The 26,910-nt window shown below is 53.9% G+C and carries 18 protein-coding genes and 1 tRNA gene; 11 read left to right on the top strand and 8 right to left on the bottom strand.

What is annotated here, in order from left to right; translation table 11 throughout:
• Positions 1-50 precede the first annotated feature (50 nt).
• Both R70723_RS01000 and R70723_RS01005 read left to right on the top strand, forming a co-directional pair.
• Positions 51-4,151 carry an S-layer homology domain-containing protein gene (locus R70723_RS01000; protein ID WP_039869091.1) on the top strand — a complete coding sequence of 1,367 codons (4,101 nt, stop codon included), beginning with the start codon at positions 51-53 and terminating at the stop codon, positions 4,149-4,151.
• Between the two features lie 202 nt (positions 4,152-4,353).
• Entirely contained in the window at positions 4,354-5,196 is an 843-nt protein-coding gene (locus tag R70723_RS01005) for an aldo/keto reductase (RefSeq protein ID WP_039869092.1), read from the top strand.
• Between the two features lie 42 nt (positions 5,197-5,238).
• Here R70723_RS01005 and R70723_RS01010 read toward each other — a convergent pair whose 3' ends face one another.
• Together R70723_RS01010 and R70723_RS01015 are read right to left on the bottom strand one after the other, a co-directional pair.
• Positions 5,239-6,063 carry a TIGR03915 family putative DNA repair protein gene (locus R70723_RS01010; protein ID WP_039869093.1) on the bottom strand — a complete coding sequence of 275 codons (825 nt, stop codon included), beginning with the start codon at positions 6,061-6,063 and terminating at the stop codon, positions 5,239-5,241.
• A gap of 5 nt (positions 6,064-6,068) precedes the next feature.
• Complete coding sequence (locus tag R70723_RS01015; RefSeq protein WP_039869094.1) at positions 6,069-7,385, bottom strand: putative DNA modification/repair radical SAM protein; 1,317 nt, start codon at positions 7,383-7,385, stop codon at positions 6,069-6,071.
• 256 nt (positions 7,386-7,641) lie between these two features.
• On the opposite strand from R70723_RS01015, the gene R70723_RS01020 reads away from it, so the two are divergent.
• On the top strand, positions 7,642-7,833 hold the full coding sequence (locus tag R70723_RS01020; RefSeq protein ID WP_039869095.1) for a hypothetical protein: 192 nt from the start codon (positions 7,642-7,644) through the stop codon (positions 7,831-7,833).
• Positions 7,834-8,117: 284 nt separating this feature from the next.
• On the opposite strand, the gene R70723_RS01025 is transcribed toward R70723_RS01020, so the two are convergent.
• Positions 8,118-9,260, bottom strand: a complete 1,143-nt coding sequence (locus tag R70723_RS01025) for a LuxR C-terminal-related transcriptional regulator (RefSeq protein ID WP_039869096.1) — start codon at positions 9,258-9,260, stop codon at positions 8,118-8,120.
• A gap of 153 nt (positions 9,261-9,413) precedes the next feature.
• Between R70723_RS01025 and R70723_RS01030 the strand changes: the two genes are divergently transcribed.
• The 4 genes from R70723_RS01030 (at position 9,414) to R70723_RS31365 (ending at position 15,016) form a co-directional block, all read left to right on the top strand.
• Positions 9,414-10,151 (top strand): SAM-dependent methyltransferase, encoded by a 738-nt coding sequence (locus R70723_RS01030; protein WP_047170989.1) that lies wholly within the window; start codon positions 9,414-9,416, stop codon positions 10,149-10,151.
• Between the two features lie 51 nt (positions 10,152-10,202).
• On the top strand, positions 10,203-11,315 hold the full coding sequence (locus tag R70723_RS01035) for a saccharopine dehydrogenase family protein (protein WP_039869097.1): 1,113 nt from the start codon (positions 10,203-10,205) through the stop codon (positions 11,313-11,315).
• 153 nt (positions 11,316-11,468) lie between these two features.
• On the top strand, positions 11,469-14,255 hold the full coding sequence (locus R70723_RS01040) for a glycoside hydrolase family 3 protein (protein WP_039869098.1): 2,787 nt from the start codon (positions 11,469-11,471) through the stop codon (positions 14,253-14,255).
• A 182-nt stretch (positions 14,256-14,437) separates the two neighbouring features.
• A complete protein-coding gene (locus R70723_RS31365) occupies positions 14,438-15,016 on the top strand; it encodes a lysozyme inhibitor LprI family protein (RefSeq protein WP_052421137.1) in 579 nt (192 codons plus the stop codon).
• A gap of 104 nt (positions 15,017-15,120) precedes the next feature.
• On the opposite strand, the gene R70723_RS01050 is transcribed toward R70723_RS31365, so the two are convergent.
• A complete protein-coding gene (locus R70723_RS01050; RefSeq protein ID WP_039869099.1) occupies positions 15,121-15,558 on the bottom strand; it encodes a hypothetical protein in 438 nt (145 codons plus the stop codon).
• Between the two features lie 211 nt (positions 15,559-15,769).
• Here R70723_RS01050 and R70723_RS01055 point away from each other — a divergent pair, with 211 nt between their 5' ends.
• From R70723_RS01055 to R70723_RS01065, 3 genes are all read left to right on the top strand, one after another.
• Entirely contained in the window at positions 15,770-16,657 is an 888-nt protein-coding gene (locus tag R70723_RS01055) for a GNAT family N-acetyltransferase (protein ID WP_039869100.1), read from the top strand.
• Between the two features lie 103 nt (positions 16,658-16,760).
• Positions 16,761-20,501 (top strand): alpha-L-arabinofuranosidase C-terminal domain-containing protein, encoded by a 3,741-nt coding sequence (locus tag R70723_RS01060; protein ID WP_039869101.1) that lies wholly within the window; start codon positions 16,761-16,763, stop codon positions 20,499-20,501.
• A gap of 123 nt (positions 20,502-20,624) precedes the next feature.
• Positions 20,625-21,536, top strand: a complete 912-nt coding sequence (locus R70723_RS01065; protein ID WP_039869103.1) for an AraC family transcriptional regulator — start codon at positions 20,625-20,627, stop codon at positions 21,534-21,536.
• Here the strand turns inward: R70723_RS01065 and R70723_RS33175 are convergent.
• The 3 genes from R70723_RS33175 to R70723_RS01075 form a co-directional block, all read right to left on the bottom strand.
• Complete coding sequence (locus R70723_RS33175; protein WP_144027151.1) at positions 21,494-22,003, bottom strand: hypothetical protein; 510 nt, start codon at positions 22,001-22,003, stop codon at positions 21,494-21,496. The two genes, R70723_RS01065 and R70723_RS33175, sit on opposite strands and share 43 nt — an antisense overlap.
• Positions 22,004-22,033: 30 nt before the next feature.
• On the bottom strand, positions 22,034-23,830 hold the full coding sequence (locus R70723_RS31770) for a helix-turn-helix domain-containing protein (RefSeq protein ID WP_052421138.1): 1,797 nt from the start codon (positions 23,828-23,830) through the stop codon (positions 22,034-22,036).
• Positions 23,831-23,950: 120 nt separating this feature from the next.
• Complete coding sequence (locus tag R70723_RS01075) at positions 23,951-24,994, bottom strand: DUF4037 domain-containing protein (protein WP_039878080.1); 1,044 nt, start codon at positions 24,992-24,994, stop codon at positions 23,951-23,953.
• Between the two features lie 133 nt (positions 24,995-25,127).
• Here R70723_RS01075 and R70723_RS01080 point away from each other — a divergent pair.
• A tRNA-Leu gene (locus tag R70723_RS01080) sits at positions 25,128-25,211 on the top strand.
• A gap of 787 nt (positions 25,212-25,998) precedes the next feature.
• On the opposite strand, the gene R70723_RS01085 is transcribed toward R70723_RS01080, so the two are convergent.
• Positions 25,999-26,910, bottom strand: coding sequence for a helix-turn-helix domain-containing protein (locus tag R70723_RS01085; protein ID WP_039869104.1), 912 nt, complete (start codon positions 26,908-26,910; stop codon positions 25,999-26,001).

The following is a 26,910-nucleotide window of genomic DNA, read 5'->3' on the forward strand; positions in this document are numbered from 1 at the left end:
TGTATAGTATGATGAAATCTGGTAAAAACCAACAATAAGGGGCTCGATTTATGAAAACGGGGAAAAAATGTCTAGTAATATTTCTGTTAGTGCTTTTGGTATTTAATCTGACCGGGGTGATTATGCCTCAAGCCAGTGCAGAGCCATCAGCATCCTCTGTGGAGCTCTCACTCCCCGCTGACTTAACGGACTGGATTATGGATGAAGAGGCAGGCTATATCTACGCCGTCTCAAGTAGTGAGAATAATCTCTATTTTATCCGGCTCAGTGATTTTAAAATTGAGAAGACGTTAAATGTAGGCTCAAGACCTTCGTATCTGGCAAAGGACGGACAATTTCTACAGATTGCCCTTTCCGGAGCGACTATGATTAAGACAGTGGACCTTTCTGCTCAACAGGTTTCGGGTACTATTATTACAACCGGGATTCCCAGTTCAGTCGCTGCCAGCTCTAAATACCTGTATTATGACACTGAAAATGGAATTTATAAGTATGACAAGGCTAGCGGGAAATCAGCTATATTAACCAGTGAATTCTCATATTATGCGGAGGCTCTAGCAATTGATGAGTCAGAGAATGTGCTATACGCCGGCCGGATTTCCTCATATGGCGGATTAACAGCTATGGACGCAGAGACAGGAGCTATACATAGTCAGGATGCTTATGACAATATGGAAATAGGTGGACCCTCATTAGCTCTTAAACATATTTTTATAGATGAACAATCGGTTTATTTTGGCGGACATCAATTTAATAAACATAATGTTCTTGAAGCCACTGGAAGCTATCCGAGGCCTGCTAATGATTACGATCATCTTGAATCGGTTGTTTTGTATATAACAGACTCCTACGTTGTTACAATTCAGGGGATTTACGATAAGCATTCATACACGCAGCTGCTTCCGTTTGCCAATAAACCTAAGTTTGCCCTGCTTGATTCCAAAGGCCGTGCTTATCTTGTCGGAACAGCAAATAGTTATTATGAGGACAAAATAATTACCAGAGTAGATCTTTCGATTCCTCCTAAAAAGTCAGCACTTTTTACAACCGATGGCCACTCGCTTCAGAGTGACAATGCTATTACAGATTGGATTACAAACGACAGCTCAGCTTATATTTATGCCATTCTTGCCGATACCAATGAGCTGGCCGTTATCAGTAAAGCTGACCTGAGTGTAGTGAAGACGATGTTCATAGGCTCTAAACCGAGACAAATCAAATTGTTCAACGATAAGCTGTATGTCATCTTTGAAGGCGAAAACCATATTAATGTTGTTTCTTTACGAGATGGTATTCCGCAGGAAACGGATATTTCCAAGGTTACGACCAGACATTACCCGATAAATGTATTCCCTGATTATAATAACCGGATTATTTATAGCGGAAGTTCATACAGCCCCGGTATAAGTGTAACTTCAGCTGTATACACCTCTGTCACGGATGCTGTATACGAAGTTGAGACCAATATTAATTCTACGTATAGCAGCTTTGTGTTCGATCCGGATCGGGAAATTCTCTATAGAATGGGTTTTATGGGCTTCGAAAAGTTCAACAGCCAGAGTTTTGATTTGCTTGAAAGCAATGGACAGTTCGGTTCATATTATCCGTTGCTGATGGATGGTAACAGTTTTTATTACGGGTACTCCAGATATGATCTGGATAAACCATCTATTATGTATGGAACTTATCAGGATGATATTATTTATGCACGCGGTAGTCTGGTATTCAGCAAAACTAAAGTTTACGACAGAGACAGTTTTTCACAAACATATGATTTATTGATGACTATCAACAAAGCCTATGTCGGAAATGACCAGACCATTTTCTTGTCTACAGACAAAAGATTGTATAAGTATGACAGCCTTGATGAAATGCAGAGCATCAGAAGCGGCTCGCTAATGCCCTCTGATGGAGAATTTGTAGATGAAGATTTGACTGCCGGCCAGATTGACGGATATTTAACATTCAAACCAGCTGCCAATAAGGATGAGATTACACGTTATGATATTCATTTTGTAGATAGCAATGGAAAAAAACTGCAGTTGGCATGGGCATATAAGGATGTGGATTTATCAACGGATTCCCTGTCTGTTTATGAGGTGTCCCACACTACTATACCCTCAGGAGCTGTAGGCTTAGGAGTCTTCCCGGTTCTTAAAGGCGACGGTCTTTTTGTTAGCGACCGTGTGCTGGATATGTATCTCCTCGTACCGTTCTATGATGCACCCGGCTACCTCCCATCCGATATAGTGCTGACAGACAGTGATCCGGCAATCAATGTATTTAAAGGCACAGTAAAGTGGACTGCAGGAGCGGAAGAACTGCCTGGCGCACGATATTCTTTGTACTTTGTTGATGTGGAAGGCCCGATAGGAGAAGCCTTAGCCGTAGTAAGCGGCGGACAGAAAGATTATAGCCTTACCCTCAATATAGCAGTACCGGATGAAGCACTGGGAATCGGTGTGTTTACAGAAAATGATGATTTTGTCTCTCCGTTCTATAGCACAGGAGCATTTCTGGAAAAAGTAACGCCGGATATTGCGGCATCGTCCATCAGTGTATATAAATACTGGATTCAATCGGATAAGGTTGTCGTGAATAACCTGATGCCGGGAGATATTATCCGTGTGTACGATGAACAGCAGTACCGCTACTATGGTTATGGAATTGTTGCTCCAAATAGCTCAACTATTACCGTTCCTGTTGGAAATATTGGCAATCCCGGAGATAAAATATTAATTACCCGGCAGACCGTTAATAGATTTGAGAGTATGGGTACCCTAGTTACTGTGCCGGCTATTATTGACGACAGAACAGGAACCGTACCCGGAAACGGCGGCGGCCCTGGAAACGTAGGAGGCCCTGGAAACGTAGGAGGCCCTGGAAACGTGGGCGGCCCTGGAAATGTCGGCTCAACCGGCGGTACTGGCGCTGCACCTGCGGTAGATGCCAAGCTCGTGACTACAATGCAAGAGAATACAGACGGCACCCGTTCTTCGTTGACGGAAATCTCTTCTGCGTATATTTCAAAGATTCTGACTGATGCCGAATTTAAAAAGAATCCGGTCATTACTGTCAAGGCTGATGAAACAGCGGTAACGCAGCGTGCCCAGTTCCGGATTGGTTCAAGTGTTCTGGATAGTATTAACAGCAGTGCAAAGGACGCTGTGCTGATCCTGGAATCTGCGTCAGGCAAGCTTCAGCTGCCAGTTAATTCTCTATCTTCAAGTAGTAAGGGGATAGAAGGAACAATTGTCATTACAATTGCCCAGGCGGCAAATGAGTATAAGGTGAAGCTGGATAACCAGTTAAAGGGATCTTCCGCTGTAGTGCTGGGCAATCCCGTGGACTATGAGGTTAAGCTGACAGGCGGCGGTACGGAACAGATCCTTTCTGCTTTCTCCGCTTATGTAAGTCACGGTATCAGCTTTAAGGTTGCCCAGGATACAAACGCTGTTTACAGCGGATTAACCTATGATCCGGTCACACAGGCCTATGTTCCGGTGCCTACCACGTGGGAGTGGAAGGATGGGGTTCTGCAGGTAACCATGAAGCGTAAAGGGAACTCTGTATACGCGGTTGTTCAGAATCAAGTGCAATTTAAAGATGTAAGCAGCAGTAGTCCATATAAAGACAGTATTCTGGCCCTGGCGAACCGTAATGTAATTAACGGCTACGGAGATGGCAGCTTTAAGGCGGAGGCAGTCGTCACACGTGCTGAATTTGCCGCAATGCTTAACCGCGCTTTGGGTATACTGCCGAAGCAGCAGGCATCCAAAAGCTTCAAGGACGTCCAGTCCGGCGCCTGGTATGCTGTGCAGGTAAATGCTGCTGTTGATGCGGGCTTGATTAACGGCTTCACGGACGGTACATTCCGTCCAAATCAGGAAATCAGCCATCAGGAGATGGTTGTTATGCTGGTCAATGCTTTACAATATAGCGGAACAAGCGTTAAGGGAAAAGCTGCTCAAGCAGCGTATCCTGCTAATCTGCCTGAATGGGTGAAGCCATACTACGTTCTCGCGCAGGACAGCGGAATACTGCAGGCGGACAGCCCGTTCCAGTTCCAGACAGGCAAGAAAACAGAGCGTCAGGAGAGTGCAGTCCTGCTGTACCAGCTGATGAAGGTACTGAAGCTCACCAACGAATAATGAACAAGCCGAGGATGTTGATAGCAGTTCCAGCATCTGAGGCATGCAGCGGTTAAGAGTACCTTTTGGGGTGCTCTTTTTCTGTATTCCGGCCTGGATGAGTGTTTTTTTGGGGAGAGAGGGTAAAAGAAGGGTATAGTAAACAGGTGTACAACATTTCGCTGTTATAGTTAAACCAGCCCAGTCAAGGAGGTAATACAAAGTGAACCAGCATATTTCGGAAAAGGTTTTAAACGACGGCCTAAAAATACCCGCTATAGGCTTTGGTACGGCCTTTCTGAAAGGCACAGATGGAGTAAAGGCGATCACCGGGGCCATTGAGACCGGATACCGGCTGATTGACTCAGCCTTTAATTATGAGAATGAAGGGGCGGTCGGACAGGCAGTCCGCAAGAGCGGACTGCCGAGGGAGGAGCTGCGGATTACTTCGAAGCTTCCGGGGCGCCACCATGCCTATAAAGAGGCACTTGAGACGATTGAGGAATCCTTATATAGAGCGGGCCTTGATTATTACGATCTGTACCTGATCCACTGGCCTAATCCGAAGACAGATAAATATGTGGAAGCCTGGCAGGCAATGATTGAGGCGAAGAAGCGGGGCTATGTCCGTTCTATCGGGGTCTGCAATTTCCTGCCGGAGCATAACGAGCGTATCATAAAAGAGACTGGCGTAGCACCGAGCATCAACCAGGTGGAGCTGCATCCGCTGTTCAATCAGGAGCTGCAGCGCGCAAAGGATGCCGGGCATGGTATCGTAACAGAGTCATGGAGCCCGCTCGGACGCGGCCACAGCATGCTGAAGAATGAAGAGATTGCGGCTATTGCGGCTGCCCACGGCAAAACACCAACCCAGGCAATTCTGCGCTGGCACATCCAGCTTGGTGCGGTTCCGATCCCGCGGACCAGCTCGGTGGAGCATCAGAAGGAGAACCTTGAAATCTTTGACTTTGAGCTGTCGGAGGCTGAGATGAAGGTCATCTCCGCTATGAGCAAGCCGGACGGACGGCTCTGGGAGCAGAATCCGGCAGAGTATGAGGAGATGTAAACTAATAAGAGAGCCTTCCCCGTTCGTCAGGGAAGGCTCTCTTTATTGCAGCTCACGCGGCTTCGGGCTCCGCGGCCTGCGCGGGGCCTTCTCCTGCCGTGCCGCGCGCACCGGCTGCTTGCCGGTCATCTCCGGCAGGTGCTTCCAGTAGCGCTTTGGCATCATGGAGGCGCGCTGCCGGTCGTTCCTGCGCTCTTTAATGCCGATAGCGTGATAGAAGCTCTGCCATAAGCTGCGGTAGGCAGCTTCAGTCTCATCCGGCTGCGGAGGTGTCCATTCCTCCAGCGGAATGATCGCCTTCCGGCCCGGCTGATGAATCAGCGCCATCCTGTGGGTGCGGTCGTAAATCATGAAGCTCTCATTCTGGAACCGGTCGCAGAAATGATCCTCAATCACAGGCAGGATGTAGCCCTGCGGTTCTATGACCGCTGCCATGACAGGGCCGTATACGCTGAACCGGACGAAGCCCAGATAGTGGTGACCCTCCCGCCGGAGAAGACGGACTGCCTTGTTCAGGGCGCAGACCGTATCGTCAGCCAGCATGTTCATTACCGCGGGTCCGTGGGTAAAGCCGAGATAAAGAAAATTCAGCAGCAGCATCTCTTTGTCCGGCACGGCAGACCAAAAGCCGTGCCGGACAAGCTCCTGCGCCTCGCGGGAGATCTTCAGCGGAATGGAACGCAGTACGCGGTCTGCCTTAAGCTTGTCGGTTTCAATCCATTTCGCTTCCAGCAGCAGTCCTTGCCCGCTGTCCTCCGAATGGATGGCCAGCGGCGTTTCCTTCCACTGGTAGCTCTCGAATACGCAGCACAGCAGCCCCTCAAAGCTGCCGTCATAGCTATAGGCCAGGCTGGTTGTTGTAAACATACCGGCTAACCTCCGTAGCTGAAGGCTGCCGCCCGGCCTGCCTCCGGTAACGCAGCCAGATAGCTGTCGTCGAAGAAGGAGAGCTGCTCGATCTCCGGCTGCTGAAACTTGGCCAGCTCCTGTCCGGACATCAGCGAGCGAAGCAGGGTGTGCTCGCCTACCTTGAGGCCTTCCAGCGGCCGGCCTTTGCAGGTAATGAAGAACTGGGCGCGCTTGAGCACAACGCCGAGCTTCTTCAGCGCATGGAAATCGAGCGTTCCGGCCCGGCGGGCCTTAATGATCCGCTGGGCGCTTCTTACGCCGATGCCGGGAACGCGCAGCAGCATCTCATACGGTGCGCGGTTAACCTCCACCGGGAAATGCTCCCGGTGGTTGATGGCCCAGCTGCATTTCGGGTCGAGCAGCGGGTTGAAGTTGGGCGCTGCTTCGTCGAGCAGCTCCTTGGCCTCGAAGCCGTAGAAGCGCAGCAGCCAGTCGGCCTGATACAGCCGGTGCTCGCGCAGCAATGGCGGCTTGGTATCCAGCGAGGGGAGCAGTGAATCCTCGACCACCGGGGTGTAAGCGGAATAGAATATCCGCTTGAGCTTATACTTCTTATACAAACCCTCTGTAAGGTTCAGAATCTGGTAATCGGTATCGGGCGTTGCGCCGACAATCATCTGGGTGCTCTGGCCCGCCGGCGCAAAGCGCGGGGCATGCTTATATTTGACGAGTTCCGTGCTGTTCTCGGTAATCTTATTCGTAATAAGGCCCATCGGCTGCAAAATAGACTGCTTGCTCTTGTCCGGAGCCAGCTTGCGCAGGCTCTCCTGGGAGGGCAGCTCGATGTTGACACTCATCCGGTCGGCCAGCATTCCCAGCCGGGACAGGAGGGCATCGTCTGCGCCGGGGATGGCTTTTACATGGATATAGCCGCGGAAGTGATACTCATTGCGCAGCAGCTCAAGGGCGGCAATCAGCTGCTCGGTCGTATAGTCGGGACTGCGCATAATGCCGGAGCTAAGGAACAGCCCCTCTATATAATTGCGGCGGTAGAACTGCATGGTAACATCGGCAATTTCCTGCGGAGTAAAGGCGGCCCGGCGTACCGGGTTGGACTTGCGGTTGATGCAATAGGCACAGTCATAGATGCAGCCGTTGGTCATCAGCACCTTGAGCAGCGAGATACAGCGTCCGTCCGCGGCGAAGCTGTGGCAGATTCCAAAGCTGACCGCGTTTCCGAGGCTTCCGGCCTGGCCGGAGCGCTTGGAGCCGCTTGAGGTGCAGGCGACATCATATTTGGCTGATTCCGTCAAAATCTCTAGCTTCTCCATCATATCCATCGTTACACACTCCTCATAAAGAAAAGTATATACCGAACAGGTGTTCCTGTCAAAATCCAGATTATTACGGACACCATGACCTTATCCGGAACAAATGGGACTGAAATCCGGCAATCCGGCCTGAATAACAGCGGTTGTGTCAAGATTTTGGCACAGGAGAGGATTGTAAAATGTAACCGCATTCCTGCTTGTGTTATAATAGCAACTAACAGAGAGAGAACAAGCTTTTCAAAATTAGAGTGGGAGTGTTGCGTGAATGAGAAAATATAACATTTGGCGGCCGATTATGCTGATTCTTGTTGTACTTGTGACAAGGTCAGTGGTAACTACGGTCTGTCTGCTGTTCGGAATGTCGGAGGAATCCGCCGGCAGTGTTGCGATGATCGGGATGGTTATTGCTGCACTGGTTATGTACAACCGCATGATGAAAACCACCAGGCGTAAATAAAGAGCTGACGTATAGCCGGGCCAGGGCGGATTTCTGTCATACACCAGTACAAGGACTAAGCTTTATGACTGCACTTAATAAGAATCATCAGCGAACAAACCTCTCCCGCTAAAGGTCCGGCAAAAGACAGCCGGCTGGCTGCCGCATCATACGAGGGGTTTCTTTTTTTATGTTTTCTAAGCCGCAGGGCTCCATGCGTCCCCGCCTAAAATGGCGCCCGGGCAGCCGTTGTACACGGCCTGCCTGGGCGCCTTTTTGTACCGCTGGCAACGGCTTGCAGCAGACTACTGGTACCGGGAGTAGAACAGCCAGATGAGCTCCCGGCGGCTGCTGACTCCGGCTTTGCCGAAAATGGATTTCAGATGATCCTGGACCGTGTAGGCAGAGATATGCAGGAGCTGTGCAAGCTCCTTGGTTGACCGCCCCATGGACAGCTGGCTGATGATTTCCTTCTCGCGCTCCGTGAAGCCGTAGGCTTCAGTAATCAGGGGCAGCAGATCGGCAGCCTTGGCTGCTGTAAAGGACACAGCCAGCTGCATCAGGCCGGATGGGCCGTCCAGCCTGCTGGCGGTGATGCTGATAAATTGCCCGCTTGTGCTGCGGAAGCACAATTTCGCCGCCGAAGAGCTGCCGGCCGCGGGCTGCATCCCCTGAGGAAGTCCGGCTGCGGCCGGCTGCTCCCCGCTTTGTGCATCACTGCGCTGCGCCTCAGCCTCCCGCCCCAGCGCTCTGAGGCAGACCGCTCTGACCGGACCGGGCAGCGCCGACCGGGACTGCTGCTCCATGCGCTGCAGCTGCTCCAGCCAATACCGCCCGCCCGGATTGAGGCTTACCGGCTCCAGCCGGTCATCCAGAATAAGAATGCCCTCCTCCGGTTGCACGCCGGAGTCTGAAGGAGCAGCGGGGCTCAGCGCCTTGGCCTTCAGGCGGGCTGCGATCAGGGGCGCAATGCTGCTGATCAGCTGCAGCTCCTCCGGCCGAAAGGCCCCGTGTTCCTCTCTCCGGAACAGAATCAGGAAGCCCCAGCAGGCGCCTCCTGTCGTTAGCGCAGCCCTGAGCTCATCTGCGAAGCCGGCCGGCTGCAGCACCTCGCGGTAACGGCGGCTCCGCTCCGGCCTTCCAGCTGCGGCTTCCCGTAATGAACGGACAGGCCCGGCAGACCGGGCCAGCTCAGTGAACTTGTTATAGTCGTCATGCAGGTATTCATTGTCGAGGAGTGCGCCGTGAATGTTCTCCAGCCCCTGCTCGGTAACGGCTCCTGTGGTCAGCAGAGTCACCGGATCGACGGTTGTGCAGCAGGCGGCATCAAAGACGAGGGCCGTTCTGAGCCTGGTCAGCATTACTTCCCTGTACATCAGGGAGGACAGCTCCTGTCCCTGATCGAGCGTCTGCAGAAGTTTCGTTACTGCGGTAAATGCTTCTTTCATAGTCCGTCCCTTTCGCTTTATGTGAATGCTTCTTCCTGAATGCCGATATAAATCCCAGCTATGTGGGATGGTCTGTTTCGGTAACAGCCCTGATAATGAAAACCAGTTCCTATTATAGCTGATCAGGGCAGATCATCAAACGGAGGAGATCCTATGAAAGACAGAGCCAGCGAAGCAGAAGCAGCTAATCCATGGCAGCAGGCAGATGCAGACCGTTATATAAGCAATATCAGCCGCAAAATACCCGGCTACCAGCTGCAGTATGCGCTGATGGATAAGCTGCTGGCAGCCATGCTGGACCAGCAGGAGCTGCCCTCACTGCTGGTCGCCGGGGCAGGCGGCGGACAGGAGATCGTTACGCTGGGCACGGGGCATCCGGACTGGAGCTTCTGCGGCCTGGATACATCCGCCGGCATGCTGGAGGCTGCCGGGCAGCGGATTGCCGCAGCCGGACTTGCCGACCGGGTGCAGCTGCACCATGCCGACCTCTGCTCCTGGAGCAGCGGCGGGCAATATGATGCGGCAACCTGCATGCTGGTGCTGCATTTTGTGCAGGGACGGGAGAATAAGCTCGCACTGCTGCAGGCTATTGCTGCTAGGCTGAAGCCGGGCGCTCCGCTGCTCATCTCGGCGATCAATGGCGATCCTGCTTCGCAGGCCTGGGAGCTGCAGATGGCCGGCTGGAAGCTGCATATGCTGGGAAGCGGGGTCGAATTAAGCGATTGGGAGCAGTTTGCAGCGTCCTTCGGGCAGACCTCACATCCGCTTCCGGCAGCAGAAATGGAGCTGCTGCTGGAGCAGGCCGGATTTACACATATAACGGGGTTCTTCGGCTCTTTTCTGATTAACGGATGGCTTGCTGTCAGACAGCCGGAACAGCAGGACGGATAGCTCAGTGCAGAGAAGCAGATTACCATAGACCAGCATAAGGAGCAGAACGGGATGAGGACAGAAATTGTTGTAATCGGCGGATACGGCCACGTGGGAGGGCAGATTTGTACGCTGCTAAGTGAAAAATTTCCGCAGGCCGTCTATGCGGCGGGCCGTAATTTCAAGCGTGCGGAGCAGTTCAGTAAAAGCACCGGGGGGCGGGTAAAGCCCATGCGGATCGACGCAGCTGAGACATTTCCTGCAGAGCAGCTGCGGAGGGTGAAGGTAGTCGTGATGTGTCTGGACCAGAAGGATACCTCCTTTGCCGAGGCTTGTCTCAGGGAAGGTATTCATTATATCGATATTACTGCAAATCTTGAATTCTTCCGGCAGATGGCCCAGCTTGACGGAAGCAGCTGCGATGCGGCGGCTATACTGAGCGTCGGGCTGGCGCCTGGGCTGACCAACCTGCTGGCGGGCGAGGCCGCCCGCTCCATGGACGAGGTACGGCAGCTGGATATTAGTATTCTGCTGGGACTGGGCGACAGCCATGGACAGGCAGCCATTGAGTGGACTGTAGACAACCTGCCGGCACAGTTCGAGGTGATGCAGGGAGGCAGGATAGCCCGGGTGGACAGCTTTACGGATGGCCTGCAGACAGACTGGGGGACTGATCTCGGCAGCCGCCGGACATACCGCTTTCCGTTCGCGGACCAGCAGACGCTGGCCCGGACACTGGGCATCCCGACTGTATCAACCAGACTTTGCTTTGACTCAAAAGCAGCCACAGCCGGCATTGCGCTGCTGCAAAAGCTCGGGGCGCTCCGGCTGCTGAAGGGCAGGCGGCTGCGCAATCTTGCCGTAGCCTCCTTCGGACGCGTCAAATGGGGGAGTGAGCGTTATGCCGTCAAGGTGGAGGCATCCGGCTTGACGAACGGTGCCAGAGTCCGCTCCGAGTATGTAATTCAGGGGATGAAGGAAGCGGAAATTACCGCCCGGGTGGCTGCGGCAGTGGCTGAAGCTATCTATGAAAACAGGCATATCCCGGAGGGAATTCATCATCTGGAGCAGCTCTTCCGGCTGAGGCTTGAGCGGGACCGCCTCTCGCTGCTGCTGCAGGAGCAAGGGCCGTCCGGCGGAAGCAGCATCATTAAAGGGATCAGCTGCTGGACCAGACACACTTGAACGATACAAGCCTCCGCAAAGGACCGGGCGGGGGCTTTTTTTTGCAGAAATACGGGTTAAATCAAATCCAACCTTTGATTCTTGTAAGGGTATTCTTTATAGTAAGGATAGAGTTTATAAAGAATAGGGATATGATAACCGGGAGGAAACAAATTGAGCACTGATAAAATTGGAATACCTTTAGAAGGCTTTGCTGAATTCAGCAGAATTGTAGCGGCAGAGGGTGCTGTACTGCTGCGTAATGAAGGAAATGTGCTGCCGCTCCGTGATAACGAAACCGCTTCAGTTTTTGGCAGAACCCAGGTGAACTACTACCGCAGCGGCACAGGCTCCGGCGGCAGCGTGAATGTGGCATACACGACCAATCTGCTGGACGGGCTGCGCAGCAAACAGAATATTAAGGTCAATGAAGAGCTGGCGGCAGTCTACGAAGAGTGGATTCAGCAGAATCCGTTCGATAATGGCGGGGGCGGCTGGGCAGCCGAGCCTTGGCACCAGAAGGAGATGCCGCTGACCGAGGAGCTGGTGAAGCAGGCCAGAAGCGTGTCGGATAAGGCCATTGTGGTTATCGGACGCACCGCCGGCGAAGACCAGGACAATGCCGATGCGGCGGGAAGCTATCAGCTGACCGGGGACGAGAAGACGATGCTGACGCAGGTAACAGCAGCCTTCGAGCAGACAGTTGTTGTGCTGAATGTATCGAATATTATTGATATGAGCTGGCTGAACGACGCAAGCCATGCCAACCCGATCTCCGGTGTAATCTACTCCTGGCAGGGTGGTATGGAGGGCGGCAATGCGATTGCCGACGTACTGGCCGGAGACGTTACGCCAAGCGGCAAACTGACCGATACGATTGCTTATTCCATTGATGATTATCCGTCTACGGTCAACTACGGCAACGAATTCAAGAACCTGTACCAGGAAGATATTTATGTGGGCTACCGGTATTTTGAGACGTTTTGTCCGGAAAAGGTCCAGTTTGAATTTGGCTACGGGCTGTCCTATACCACTTTTAGTGTAGAGCCGAAAGACGCAAAGCTGTTCACCAAGGATGAGAAAACCTATATATGGATCGACGTAACGGTAACCAATACAGGCAGTACTTATGCCGGAAAAGAAGTCGTACAGGCCTACTACGAGGCACCGCAGGGCAAGCTGGGCCAGCCTGCCAGGGCTCTCGCCGCCTTCGCAAAGACCGGAGTGCTGTATCCGGGTGAGTCCGAGACGATTGCGCTTGGCTTCGAGCTGCGGACTATGGCTTCCTATGATGATGCCGGCGTGACAGGTCATCCGTCCGCGTATGTACTGGAAGCGGGAACCTACCGCCTGTACGCAGGAACCAGCATCCGGCAGGCTGTTCCTGTCAGTCTGGAGGGTAAAGACGGTTATGTGCTGGAAGCACTCGAGGTAGTGGAGCAGCTGCAGGAGGCGCTGGCGCCTTCAGAGAGCTTCACCCGGATGGTGCCGGGCGCCCGCCGGGCGGACGGCTCCTATGAGCTGACTTATGCGGAGGCGCCGAAGCAGAAGATTTCACTGGCTGCGCGTATTGAGCAGAACCTGCCGCAGAGTCTGGAGCAGACCGGCGACCAGGGCTATAAGCTGCGTGATGTGCAGGAGGGCAAGGTCAGCCTGGCAGCGTTCGTTGCCCAGCTGAGCGATGAGGATCTGGCTGCCCTGGTCAGAGGCGAGGGGATGAGCAGCCCGCTTGTTACACCGGGCACGGCATCGGCCTTCGGCGGTGTGACCGATTCGCTGTACAGCTACGGCATTCCGGTGGCCTGTACCTCTGACGGCCCATCCGGCATCCGTATGGACAGCGGGCAGAAGGCGACACAGGTCTCAATCGGAACGCTGCTGGCGGCAACCTGGAATCCGGAGCTGGTGGAGGAGCTGTATGTGATGGAGGGGCAGGAGCTGCTTCGCAACAATATCGACACGCTGCTTGGACCTGGCCTCAACATCCGCCGCAGCCCGCTGAACGGGCGTAACTTTGAATACTTCTCCGAAGATCCGCTGGTCTCAGGAGTGTTCGCCGCAGCCTGCACCCGCGGGATCCGCAAGGGCGGGTCGAGTGCGACGCTGAAGCATTTTGCCTGCAACAACCAGGAGAAGTACCGCAGCAAGGTTGATGCGGTTGTATCCGAGCGTGCCCTGCGCGAGATTTATTTGAAGGGCTTTGAGATTGCAGTCAAAGAGGGCGGAGCCAACTCCATCATGACCTCCTATAACCCGGTCAACGGGCACTGGGCGGCCTCCAATTATGACCTGAATACAACCATTCTCCGCGGAGAATGGGGCTTTAGAGGCATCGTAATGACCGACTGGTGGGCGGTGATGAACGATTGTGCAGAGGGCGGCCCGGCAGACCGCAAATATACAAACTGGATGGTCCGCGCCCAGAACGACCTGTACATGGTGGTCAGCAACTACGGTGCGGAAACCAACGCTTACGGCGACAATACCATTGAGGCGCTGGCAAACGGTACACTGACCCGCGGAGAGCTGCAGCGCAGTGCGGTCAACATTCTGGAGTTCATCCTGCAGGCGCCGGTCTCCTCCAGAGAGCAGGTAATCGAAGAGGCAGTGGAATCCTTTACAGCCAATCCGTCGCTGGCAGCAGAACAGGCCCAGTCCCTGTCTGCGCAAGGGCAGGTCACCCTGGCTGCCGAGGGCACAGCCCTTCTGAACGTAGAGCAGTCCGGTGTATACCGGCTGTTCGCCCGCGTGAAGTCCCCGGATACTGAGCTGGCGCAGAGCGCCTGCAACCTGAACCTGAACGGCCGGACGGTGACCACCGTTCAGACGAACGGAACCGAAGGCCGCCTGATCCAGCTGAAGCTGGTCAAAGCGCAGCTGGAAGCAGGTCTGTATGAGCTGACGCTTGAGCATGTGAAGCCTGGTATGCAGGTGGAAGCTATTGAATTTAAACAGGTGTAGGATAAGGCCCTAAGCGCCGCTTCCGGCACCGCAGTAACAGGCACCCGGCTTACAGCCGGGTGCCTGTTACTATTTTTGGGTAATAAAGAAGTAAGCAACTATCCGGCTCCCCGTTCCGTCTTAAAGATATAGCCGCTTAGGATCTGCAACCAGATTACTTCTTCAAGGGAGATGAGTGCGACATGAAAAAAGCAATACTGTTAACAACGATAATATGCAGCCTGGCGCTGGCCGGCTGCGGAAATAACGCAGGGCAGAATACCGATAATTCGGCCGGATCAGACCCGGCCGTACAGGAGACCGCAGCCCCGGCAGTAACGGCTCCGCCAACAGCGGAGCCTGAGGAGACAGAAGCCGCAGCAACCGCAGCCCCGGCGGCTGAGCAGACTCCGGCAGCTTCAGGCACCAAACAGGAATATCTGGATAAGCTGGATGCTGTGGAGGCCGGACTCAGCGATTTGCAGGAGAAATATGATTCCGGGGTAACAGCATCCATGAGGGAGGCTGCAAATGAGGAGTACGAGCGCTGGGATAAGGTGCTGAATGAAATTTATGCGGAGCTCAAAAACCAGCTCTCTGAAAGCGAAATGGCCGATCTCAAGGAGAAACAGCTGGACTGGATTACCTACCGGGACGAAACAGCAGAGGCAGCTGCAGCCAAGTTTGAAGGCGGCACGATGCAGCCGCTGGAACATGTGGCCGTGCTGGCAGGCACTACGAAGGACAGAAGCTATGAGCTTGTGAATATGTACATGAAGTAAGATTGCCGTGATTAAGGTTGCCGTGATATAGAATAAGGCCGGGCTGCGGTCCTCCTGTTCAAGGAGAGCTGCTGCCGGCCTTTTTCGTTTTTTTCTGGCTGCGGCTATTCCTTATTCATTAAGCCCTGCAGCCCGGTCATAAACGGCCGGATCTGCTTAATCATGCCATAGCCCATCTTCATAACCGGCATCGCCCTGCGGACCATGCCGAAGAAGCGTAAGCCTCCGCCCAGCAGTCCGCCCATTCCGCCGCCCATCAGCCCGCCGAGTCCTGCAGCTCCGCCGCCTGCCCCGCCCAGACCGCCCAGCAGCGGCCCGAGCAGCGGCATAAATGCGGACACCTCCGCCCGGCCCGCCCGGGCCCGGGGTGAGGAGGCTTTTCCCGCCTTACGGCGGGCGCGCGGTGCGACGGAGAGGACCACCGCCTCTTTTTCATAACCGGTTATCCATCCCACATACGTCCGTCCGTCATGCAGCGTAATGCAGACCTTGCGGCCCTTCAGCTGCTTGGCCTGCCTGCGGACCTTTGCCGAATTTCCCATCAAGGATCACCTCGCCTTCCTGTTTACTTCTATAGTACACAAGGATATGGATACGGCTTGTGCGGATGTATATGTGCCTGTGATCTTTTTTTCAGAGCTGCTCTGTAAGTGAACTGGGTCATTGAATTTCCCTTAAATTTCAACCGAAAATAAAAAGAGGAAATAACCTGATGAGGAAATTCCGGATGATTGAGCCAAGGAGGATGGACAAATGGTTAATGTAGAGCAGCTGGCAGCGTTTATTTACAGGAACAATACGGGAATCCAGAAATGCGGATATGCGGGGAGCACCCTGGCGGATATAGTGCATGATCTGGAGGGGGGGCTGAAGGAGAGCAGCGTTCTTTTGTATGAAGGGGATGAGCTTTGCGCAGCGGTGCTGCTGGATATTTATGAAGCCGGGGAGGACGGGCAGTGTGATATAGAGGTGTGGGGACCGTTCAGCAAGGACGGTGAGGCGGGCAGGATCAGGCAGCTGCTGGATGGCTTGCAGACGGCGGCCAGCGAACAGGCTACCCGGTATATTCACTTTTTTGTGAGCGGAGAGAACCGGCCTTTTCTGGATGCCTTGGGTGCTTCGGATGCTTTCAGCGTGCTCAAAGAGACCGGGCATTATCATTACGCCGCTGATCTTAACGTCACCTTCCCTTCAGTACATAACAGCAGCTTATCCTATATCGCCATGACCGGCTCCGAGTCCGGATTACTGGAACAGCTTAACGGTTTGCATGCTGCCGCCTTTCCAGATGCGATTGTGACAAAAGAGGACATTGCAGCAGAACTGGAACGCAGTCCTCACAGTGAATATGACCTCTACTCCATTCTGGATGAAGGATGCTTCACAGGCTATGCGATAGTCCGCAGGAACGGAATTACCTCTACAATCCATTTGGAATACTTAGGTGTGATTCCCGGAGCAAGAGGCAGGGGAACCGGCAGGCAGATCATCGGCTTTCTCGCTGAAACCTACAGGAAGAGACAGTTTAATACCATGAAGCTGGTGGTCAGTGAAAATAACCCCATGGCAGTCCGCTTCTATGAGCGCCTGGATTTTTACAGGGAGTCGGCTATGCAGCATATGATCGTCAGCAGTAAATAACAGTTGAGAAATGGGCGCGGGATAGAGTAGTATAGCAGTATGTTACTTATTTTTATGAATTAATTTATATTTATATTAAATAAACGCGCAAGGGGAGACAACAATGACGGGTTTTCGTGATCAGCTTATTGCCCATTATAAGTTCGATGACACAACAAATGCCGGTAAGGACAGCTCAGGACAGGGACGTGAGGGCACAGCCTTCGGCACGACAGCACCAGTGGTAGGCGAGGTGGCGGGAAGGACAGCTGTCAGGTTCGCGGGCGGGCCAAGCGGCACTTCCTACATTCAGCTGCCTGCCGGCCTGCTTACAAATGTAAGCGACAACAATGGCCTGACGGTGTCTGCCTGGGTGAATTTCAGCAAGGGGACGAATGTGTGGGAGCGTATCTTTGATTTTGGCAAAAGCGAAGCCGGACCGTATCTGTTCCTGACCCGGGGCTTACGCGGTACGCTTACGGCCGGAGGCGACCTGTCGGCCGATCCGGGGAGAGGCTTTGCGAACGGGGAGTGGATTCATTTTGCCCTATCCATTACCGGAACACAGGGCGGAACGCTGAGCAGCGCCGGTCCGGTGGTCTATGTGAACGGTGAGGCGGCGGCCGACGGCTCCATCAGCCAGACGGCAAGCGGCAATTACGCCCAGCTGCGTAAATGGTTTGCTACCTTTGCCGACCCGGATAATTACAGCCGCAATTTTATCGGGAGCTCGCAGTACACGGTTGATTCTGATTTTGCCGGAGCATTGTCCGATCTGCGGATTTATGCAGCCGGTCTGTCGGCGGATGAGGTCATTGAGGTGATGTGCGAATCGCTGACGGATGAGGAAATCGTGAAGCTGGCGGCAGACAAATATTTGTCGCTTCCTACTGCAATTGTTACACAGGACCTCTCCTTGCCTGCAGCGCTGATGGGCGGAAAAGTCAAGGTCGCCTGGACCTCAGACAAGCCTGGGGTTCTGTCCGATCAGGGCGAAATCCGGCAGATGGACGGGGCAGAGGCGGTAACGCTAACGGCGGTGCTGGGCAAAGGGGCTGTATCCGTCCGCAAAAGCTTTGAGCTCTCCGTGCTGCCTGAGCATCTGCCCCCCTACACGCTGACGATCCACGGTGACCGTGAGGTGCTGGATGTCAGTGAGGTGATGTACGGTTTATTTTATGAGGATATCAACAATGCGGCTGACGGCGGCATCTATGCCGAGCTGGTGCAGAACCGTTCGTTTGAGTCGTTTGCCTTTGATACCTATTCGCAGGTCTCCGGCGAATGCGGCTGCTCGACCGGAAGGAACCGTGAACCGCTGTTCGCCTGGTCTGGAGATACGGACAAAATGGCACCGCAGCACCAGGGCGGCTTGAATGAATTTTTTGGCCTCACCGATCAGGATGTGAACTCCACTTATGTGACAGTAGCAGACGGAGCGGCCATCCGTAACCGCGGCTTCGCCGACTCGAACGGGTATTGTGCCATGGCGGTTAAGCAGGGCGGCCAATACGATTTTACCATCTGGGCCAAGTCGGAGGCTGGCGGAACGATTGTGCTGCAGCTGCAGGATGCCGAGGGAAATGCGGTCAGTGATAAGGTCAGTGTAACGGTGGAAGGCGGAAGTAGCTGGCAGAAGTATGGAGTCCGGCCGGAAATTGTGCTGACAGGAACAGCTACTGTATTAGCTCAGCTGGAGCTGGTATTCAGCGGTGAGATTTCCATTGATATGGTTTCGCTTATGCCGCGTGAGGTATGGGGGGCCGGAGAAGAGGATCGCTCGCAGACCGCCCGCGCCAATTACCTGGGTAACCCGAACTACCGTCTGAGAAAAGATTTGGTGAACGCGCTCGCGGACATGCATCCCAAATTCCTGCGCTTTCCGGGCGGCTGTATTTCCGAGGGCTCCTTCATCTGGGATAATGTCTATGACTGGAAGGACTCCATCGGCAGTGTGGAGCTGCGTAAGGAGAATTTTAACGTCTGGGGCTACATGATGACTATGGGCCTCGGCTATATGGAATATTTTCAGCTGGCAGAGGATCTGAATGCGGTTCCGCTTCCGGTTATGGCTTGCGGTGTGCTCTGTCAGGCCCGTTCAGACTACGCCCACCCGGCTGGCGGGGAGCTGCGTGACTATTTCATTAAGAACTTTACCGATCTGATCGACTTTGCGCTGAGCATGGATTTTGAGCAGAATGAATGGGCTGCAATGCGGAGAACGATGGGGCACGAGGCACCATTTGACCTGCGTTATCTGGGCGTCGGGAATGAGAACTGGGGCACGGAGTTTTTTGCTAACTTTGAGGTGTTCAAGGCGGCAATAGATGCTTATATGGAGCTGCACTATCCGGGCTATGAGCTGCATATTATCTCGACAGTCGGCGCCCAGGCGGATGATGATGCCTACCAGCAGGGCTGGAAATTCCTGAGCGGTAATCTGCGCGGAACGGCGGAGGTTGCTTTTGCCGACGGCCCTAAAGTTATTGAAGAAACGGTGACCTGGTACCGGAATCAGCCGGACTATATGGATACCATTGCGGATGAGCATTATTACCGTTCCAATGAATATCTGCTCAAGAACGCGGACCGCTATAACTATTACTATAGAGCTTATCAGCCTGACGGCAGCATCGACTGGAAGGCAAGCTCCAAGGTGTTTGTCGGGGAGTATGCTTCCACGGATAAAAATACACTGGCCGGCGCAGTAGCTGAAGCTGCAATCATGACCGGGTTCGAAAATAACGCTGACGTTGTCCGGCTGGCCGCCTACGCCCCGCTGTTCAACAAAGTACTGACCGACGGAACCTACCGCTGGACCCCGGACTGCATCTGGTTTGACGATGAGACGGTCTGGTTCACGCCGAACTATTATGTGCAGCAGCTGTACGCCAGATATCTGGGCACTAAGGTGCTTGCGACCTCTTTCTCCGCCTATGCCAAGGGCAAACCGGCTTTACTTCTTCCGCATGGCGGGATTGAGCTTGCTGCGGGCAGCGCGGATATTCTGGCAAAAGGGGTCAGGGTAACCTCGAATAAGGACGGCAGCGTGCTGCTGGAGCAGGACTTCACCAAAGAGCTTCATCCCGGCTGGCAGGTCATCCCCGGTTCGGCGGAGCATGTAGTGCAGGGCGGCGAAGGCCTGCTGCTGAAGGGACAGGGCAGCGGCCGCAGCGGGCTGTATTTCCTGGACGACAGCTGGTCTGATTATACCGTGGAGGTTACGGCTTCCCGGATACAAGGCGAAGATGGCTTCTATGTCGGTGTGGGTTTAACGGCTATTGCTGCGGAGACCAAAAATGTTCTGGAGTATGCTGTAGGCTACGGCGGAAACGCCACGGGTCTTAAGGTGTTCAAGCAGGGTGTAGAGGCTTACACGCTTGGCGATTACTCCTCCAGCACGGCGGCTGGCAATCTGCGGGCGGCAGGTTATGAAGAGATTGAGGACAACACAGATTACACTATTACCGTGAACTATGGGGGCGCAGACGGCAGTAGGCTGATCTGTTCGTACACAGACGGGCAGACGGCCAGCCGGGTGCTGGATTACAAGCTGGAGGCCTACAACAGCGAGGTGTTCAACTCGGTAACCAAAGATGCAGAGCATGTGTATGTGAAGCTGGTCAACCCTGATGCTGTGGCAAAAGCAACCGCGCTGCAGCTGCAGAATCTGAACGTATCCGGTTCTGCGAGGTTGATCACCCTGACCGGCGATGCCTCGCTGGTTCATGTACCTAATGTGAATCAGAAGAATAACGAGCGGATCGTGCCCCGGGAGCAGCTTATTACGATATCGGACAGCCCGCTGGTGCTGAATCTGCCGGCCCATTCGGTGAATGTGCTGGTGCTGGATCTAGGGGCATAGCCGTATAAAGGCATGTACAGCAGCAAAGCTGATGGCGGCGGCGTGCAGCGCTTAACTGCAACTCAAGTCAAATCTGCGTGCTCTGCCTTTGCTATGCTTCATAGTGAAAGGAGAGAGGCACCGATGTACGAATGGAACGAAATGGTCCAACGGATGATTGACTGGATTGACAGTGATCCTGCGGACGCGCCTACGCTGCTGCGGATGTCGGAGCAGCTCGGCTATTCGCCGTATTACTGCACCAGGCAGTTTCACACCCTGACCGGAATGACGGTGCGGGACTATATCCGGCTGCGGCGGATCAGCCGTGCCGCCCTGGAGCTCCGCGATACGGATGAGCGCATACTGGATATAGCCGTAAAATACGGATTTTCTTCGCAGGAGGCGTTCTCGCGGGCATTTATGAAGGCTTTTAAGCTGACGCCGGGAGCGTACCGTACGGCCCGCTGCCCCATTCCGCTCGCTATTCGTGCCGAGGTCTTCTCTCCTTATCATTATCTGATGAAGGAGCGCGAAAAGATGAGAGAGGTGCATCTGCAGCCGGCGGAGATTAAGCTTGAGTTCATACCGGCCCATAAGTTTATCGGCATCCGGGATCTGGGCTCGAACAATTACGGGAGCTTCTGGAAGAACGGGCATGATTGCGACGAGGTGTCGGGCACACTGGAGAGCATGTCCCATCATACCCTGGAAGGCCAGCTTGGCCAGACCGCCGGCTGGTTCTACGAAGACGGGCAAAAAGGCTATCTGTACGGAATCCCGGTACCGGCTGACTATGCCGGCGAGATCCCGGGCGGTATGGAGTGCCGGGAGATTCCGGCTTCGGAGTATCTGGTCTTTTTCCACCCGTCGTTTGATTACCTGCAGGATAACGGTGCAGTCATGCGTACGGTCGAGGAGGTGGCCTGGAACTATGATCCGAAGCAGATGGGCTACGTCTGGGATGAGGAAGAGAAGCAGGATTACCAGCGTCACTTTCCGGAGGGCTACGGCTATGCCGTGCTGCGGCCGGTGAGGAAGCTTGGGCTGGAGTAAAATGGGTTGAATAGATTGAAGCCGCCCTTCGGGGCGGCTTTTGCTATTGGTGCGGGGGAGGAAGAGCTTTGATCCGCCTGAGGCAGGCTGGCGGACGAAATGAAGGGCAAAAGTGCCCCTGATTCCGCCGAAAGTGGGCGGACGGCTGAAAGGAAGGGCAAAAATGCCTCTGATTCCGCCGAAAGTGGACTGGCGGACGAAATGAAGGGCAAAAGTGCCTCTGATTCCGCCGAAAGTGGGCAGGCGGCTGAAAGGAAGGTCAAAAATGCCTCTGATTCCGCCGAAAGTGGGCTGGCGGGCGAAATGAAGGGCAAAAGTGCCTCTGATTCCGCCAAAAGTGGGCGGACGGCTGAAATGAAGGTCAAAAATGCCTCTGATTCCGCCGAAAGTGGGCTGGCGGGCGGAATGAAGGTCAAAAGTGCCTTTGATTTCGCCGAAAGAGGGCGGACGGCTGAAATGAAGGTCAAAAATGCCTCCCCTCCCCCGCCTAAACAGGCCTACTCCGTCTGCAACTGCTCCAGAATCATCGCAGCCAGCTCATCTCCCCGCCGTTCAAGCCCGGCTGTCTTATGCAGAAGCTCTGCCTGCTGCGTGCGCTCCTTCCGGTCCCAGAGCTGCTTGAGTCCGGGCTGTGTCCGCAGCGCTGCAGGAGGAGTCATATTACTGTAGTGATGATCAAGCAGCGTATATATCTGATCATAGATAGCTGCCATCTCGGCCTGTAGCGCATACGCCTGAGCATTCAGTATAAGCGGCAGAGAGGCTCTAAGATAAGCGGCGGCGCTTCTCCGGGCGTCTGTTAAGGCCATCATGCAGAAGTGATTGACGCTATAACGACGTGTGAACGTCTCTTCTTCTGCAGCCGTGTACCAGACATCGTCCAGCAGCGCCTCTTGCCAGGCATCCAGGGCACGGTAGCCCAGCAGATAGCCCTGCTGCTCTCCGGCCTGCATCGAATCCAGCTTCATGCGCAGAGAGGCAAGGAGATTATCCAGTTCAGACGGCGGCGGGTTACCATCCGGCTTTTCCAGAAAAAGAAGTCTATACGGCCAATGGTCCACATACAGGTACCCGTTACTATTTTTCATCGTTTCCCCGAATTCCGGGTCATCCTTCAGCTCCGTAAAGGTCTCATCGTCGAAATAGCTGCGGCACAGCAGCGTATTCCCGTTATCGAGATAGCCTGTAATAACGCCCCACTCGGGAGCGACCCTCAGATTTATGGCAACCGGCAGGTGGTGATTATGGAGGCTTTCCATGACAGCAGACGTTTCCAGCCTGCGTTCTTCTGCGCTAAGCCGGTCCGCCCAGCGGGCCTTAAGCCCGTAAGCACTGAAAGCCGGTGAAGCATAGTCATAGGCAGTTAGGGCGTCAGCTGCGCTGTAATCCCATACCGGAGTAAAAGCAGCCCTCCAGCAAGCTCCCGAGACGCCCATAACCTCTTCATAGCTGGTGGCTGTGCCCATTGCTGTTAAAGCGGTATAAAGCGCCCCGGCCCACGAACAGTCCATACCTTTGCCAAAACCGAGCTGCTGCACGTTATCTATGATGTATCGCTGCCGGGATAAGGCCGTCACAAACATCCGGGTCCGCTCGGCGTTGTAATGCATCTGCTCTCCCTCCGCGCAGCTTACCGCCTGGATCCCCTTCGCGTTCCAATAGACAAGCAGCAGGTATTCCTTTCCCTCATGCCCCATTGTGCCCGGAAAAAGCTGCTGATCCACCGTAAACTGCTGCCATCCAAAATAAGCATAGTGCTGCATCTTCTTCAGCATATCCCGGCCGGCAAGCTCATTGCCGTAAGCGGCATGCACAAGCGTAAGCCCAGGCACACCAAGGGAATAGCCTTTGGTATGCACATCTAATGCCAGCTGCTGTCCTGTTAACGCATAGGTTGAATATACACCTGAGGGTGTTTCGTATTTAATGATCAGCAGCTTGGCACGGTCGCTCTGCAGTAATCCGTCAAAAAGCTGATCGCTGACAGTCAGAACGAGCTGATCACGGCTAAGGAACCGGCTTACCAGAGAAGTAACGTCCTGCTGCCCGTTACCGTCTGTGTAGACTGCTGACAGTAACGCAAGCTCCTGCGGCAGCAGAAGGCTGTCGATAGATTGGCCCAAAACAGCGGAGAGCAGCGGCAGGGTAGCTGTCTCGGGTAGTGACCGGCCGGTCTCCCACTTGGATACAGCCTGGGCGCTGACCTGCAGCCGCTCAGCCAGCTGCTCCTGGGATAGCTGCTTTTCTCTGCGGAGCATGGCGATCCGCTTGCCTGTTTTTTCGATATTGATCATGGTCTTGTCTCCCGGATAAAAAATTCGACGTCGTAATTTCATTATAATTCCATCCGGTTCAATAAACAGCGATTGGAGTAGGGGAGGCACGCTGGAAAAACAACTGCCGGTTGAACTGATTTAGCCCTCACCCAGCTCAGTATGAAGCTGACTCAGGATAGAAGCATGCCAGGAATACAGATCACCGGGGGCAATGGACAGAAACTTCCTTTTATCGATATTAATCTGGTCTCCGGTAACTGAGGTAAAGCGGATAAAGGGCTCTGCCGACAGCATCGATAAGTCTGCTCTGGCTGTCCAGTCCGCTACAGTTAGGGTGTCCTGGGCCAGCAGGAGATTCAGTAGGTCGTAAAAGGTTTTGTGCATGATATTGAGCGGATATTCCGGGCATTCCCGGCTGATAAGATAAGCATCAATTTCATTCCAATAACGGGAGATGGCGGCCTGCCGGCTACTTAGACTTTCTAAAGAAAAGTCCCCGGTACCCATGATCTTCAGCAGGCCCTCCTCCCATCCGGCAGGTGTCCATGGCAGCGTGCGGCTTAGATGGATCAGCCATTTTGAATGCGGCACGTACTCACGGTTGGCAATGAACAATGCTTCGATTAATTGTACTGCCGCTGTATTCAGCATGGCGTGGCCCTGAACTGGATCTCCCCGGTGAAGCCAGATGTCGCCAGCCAGCCGGTAATGCCACCAGCAGCTGAACATCAGCCCTTCAGCCTGCAGCCGCCCCGGCCGCTCGGCCAGCTTCGTTCGGACCAGCCCTGCGATTTGCCCTTCGGGGTCATACAGGGTCCGGGCATAGGACAAATCCCATAAGGCTGTACTGTCCCAGGTTTTCCGCAGCTCTTCCTCCAAGCTCACGGCTTTGATGTCATAGAGATACCAGCCTATTCTGGTTATACCAAGCGGCAGTGGAGACTGCCCGCCGGACCACAGCGTATATTGTCCGGCCTCCAGATAAAAGACCAGGTCAATCTCCGAAAATTCATCGGCATATCCGCGTGAGCATCCACCGTTCAGCGTTATGCCGCAGACTCCCTCCAGGGCGGCAAACCCGGGAAGCCGCTCCTTTAGCTCCTTCAGCATCTCAGGGAGCAGATTAAGGCTGTTTACTGTTACATGGGGTCTATCTACAGGCACATGAGTATTAATATCCATATCAATCACCTCAATCCCAATATATAGCAGGATGAAGCAAGAAGCATTGGAGATTTTTTTTGAAATATAAAAAATAGCTTGCGCGATTCTCAAATTCATGATATATTCATTCTTGTGCCGCGATAAACAATTTGCGGTCGTGGCGGAATTGGCAGACGCGCACGGTTCAGGTCCGTGTGGTAGCAATACCGTGGAGGTTCGAGTCCTCTCGACCGCATAACAGCAAAGAAGCTTCCGAATTGCCCTTGGGCAGTCCGGAAGCTTTTTTCATTTTAACGAGCCGCACGGCGGCGGGGGAGTGCAAGTGCCGGGTGCGAGTACCGGATGGCTGAGTACTGGTACAGAGCGGACTGCAAGTACCGAATATTGTGCAAATGCCGAGTGTTGAATACGAGTAATGGGTGTTGAACTAACGCTAAGTGCAGAGTGATATTGGCGAGTGGCCGAGTGAAGTAACTGGTTGAGTGCTGATGCTGGGCGAAGCGCAAAATGCGAGTGCGGTACCGAGTAGTAATGATGAGTAGCCGAGTAAAGTAGCTGGTTAAGTGCTGGTGCTAGGTAGGAGTGCTGAGTGCTAGTGGTGGGCAGTTGAGTGCAAGAAGCTGGCTGAGTGCTGATGCCGAGATCGTGCTAGCGCCGGTACATCACTCCAAGCTAAACACCAGAATCCTTATGTCCCCTCAAAAGCACATTTCGTTCGGCTAACGGACTGTAGCGCCTTTATATGCTCCTGATTGGCGGCTGCTGAGGCCAGAACCGGCATATAAGAGCACTGGAGTCCGTTAGCATGCCCAAAAAGCAGGTTTAGCCAAAATAACGTCATCTGAGTCCGTTTAGCTCAGACAGAGCAGGAATGGACAGGCTTCGTGGTGAATAATCACCCGCCCCCGGCCTCCATGCCAGTCAGCCCCGAATTCCTCCGCATCAGTCAGGCCCGCCGCGCTCATGCTTCCGTGCCCGTCAGCCCGCCCCCCTCGCCAAAACCAAACCGCCGCGCTCTCCGCTTAGTAAGATAGCAGGGCCGGGGCATTCCCCGGAACGGCCTGCTGCTTGCGGAACGCGGAGGGTGACATGCCGCTCAGCTTATTAAAAATCCGGTTAAACTGCGAGAAGCTGGTGAAGCCGCATTGCTCGGCAATGCCGGAGATTTTGTGGCGGGTATGGACCAGCAGATGCTGGGCTTTACGGACCCGGGTGGTCTGAATATACTCGGTCAGGGTGGAGCCGGTGACGATCCGGAACTGATGCGACAGGTAATACGGGCTGATGAAAAACGCCCTGGAGATTGAATCCAAAGACAGCTCGCTGCTGTAATTGCTGTGAATGTAGGCGGTGATGGAATAGATTTTTTGCGCGTTGGCACTGCCGGCTTCCTCCAGCACATAGCTGTTCTTATCCTGCTGCTGGGACAGGGTGCACAGAAACTGCTGAAACAGCGTGTGAACCAGTACCGGATTGAGCGGAGAGCTGCTGTGTGACAGGGTGAAAATGGCATTGAGCGGATCAAAAACGGCACTCCGCGGCTCACCCGTCAGACGGTAGATCGGAATCTCTTCAGCGAAGGGAAGCAGCATGCTTTTGTAAGCGTTCTCTAAACCGGATATATTGGCGGGCATGGCAAAATTAATAATCAGCCGCTTATGCGGCGGCCCTACCGGATACTGGGTCATATGCAGCAGATAGGGGCGGAGCAGAACAATGTCATACTGCCGGAGGGCATGAATTTTACCGTCGATAACATGAGTAGCCCGGGAATCCATCAGAATATGAATCTCATAAAAATCATGGTCATGCTGAAACTCCATATTGATATTGTGGGACCGCTCATCATAGTCAAAATAGTAAAAAAGCGGGTCACCGGGAGTGTTAATGTTAACGCTGAATCCCTGCTCATATAACAAGCCGTTTTCAAGCAT

It is taken from the genome of Paenibacillus sp. FSL R7-0273, from assembly GCF_000758625.1.
In the GTDB taxonomy this organism is placed as follows: Bacteria; Bacillota; Bacilli; order Paenibacillales; family Paenibacillaceae; genus Paenibacillus_AQ.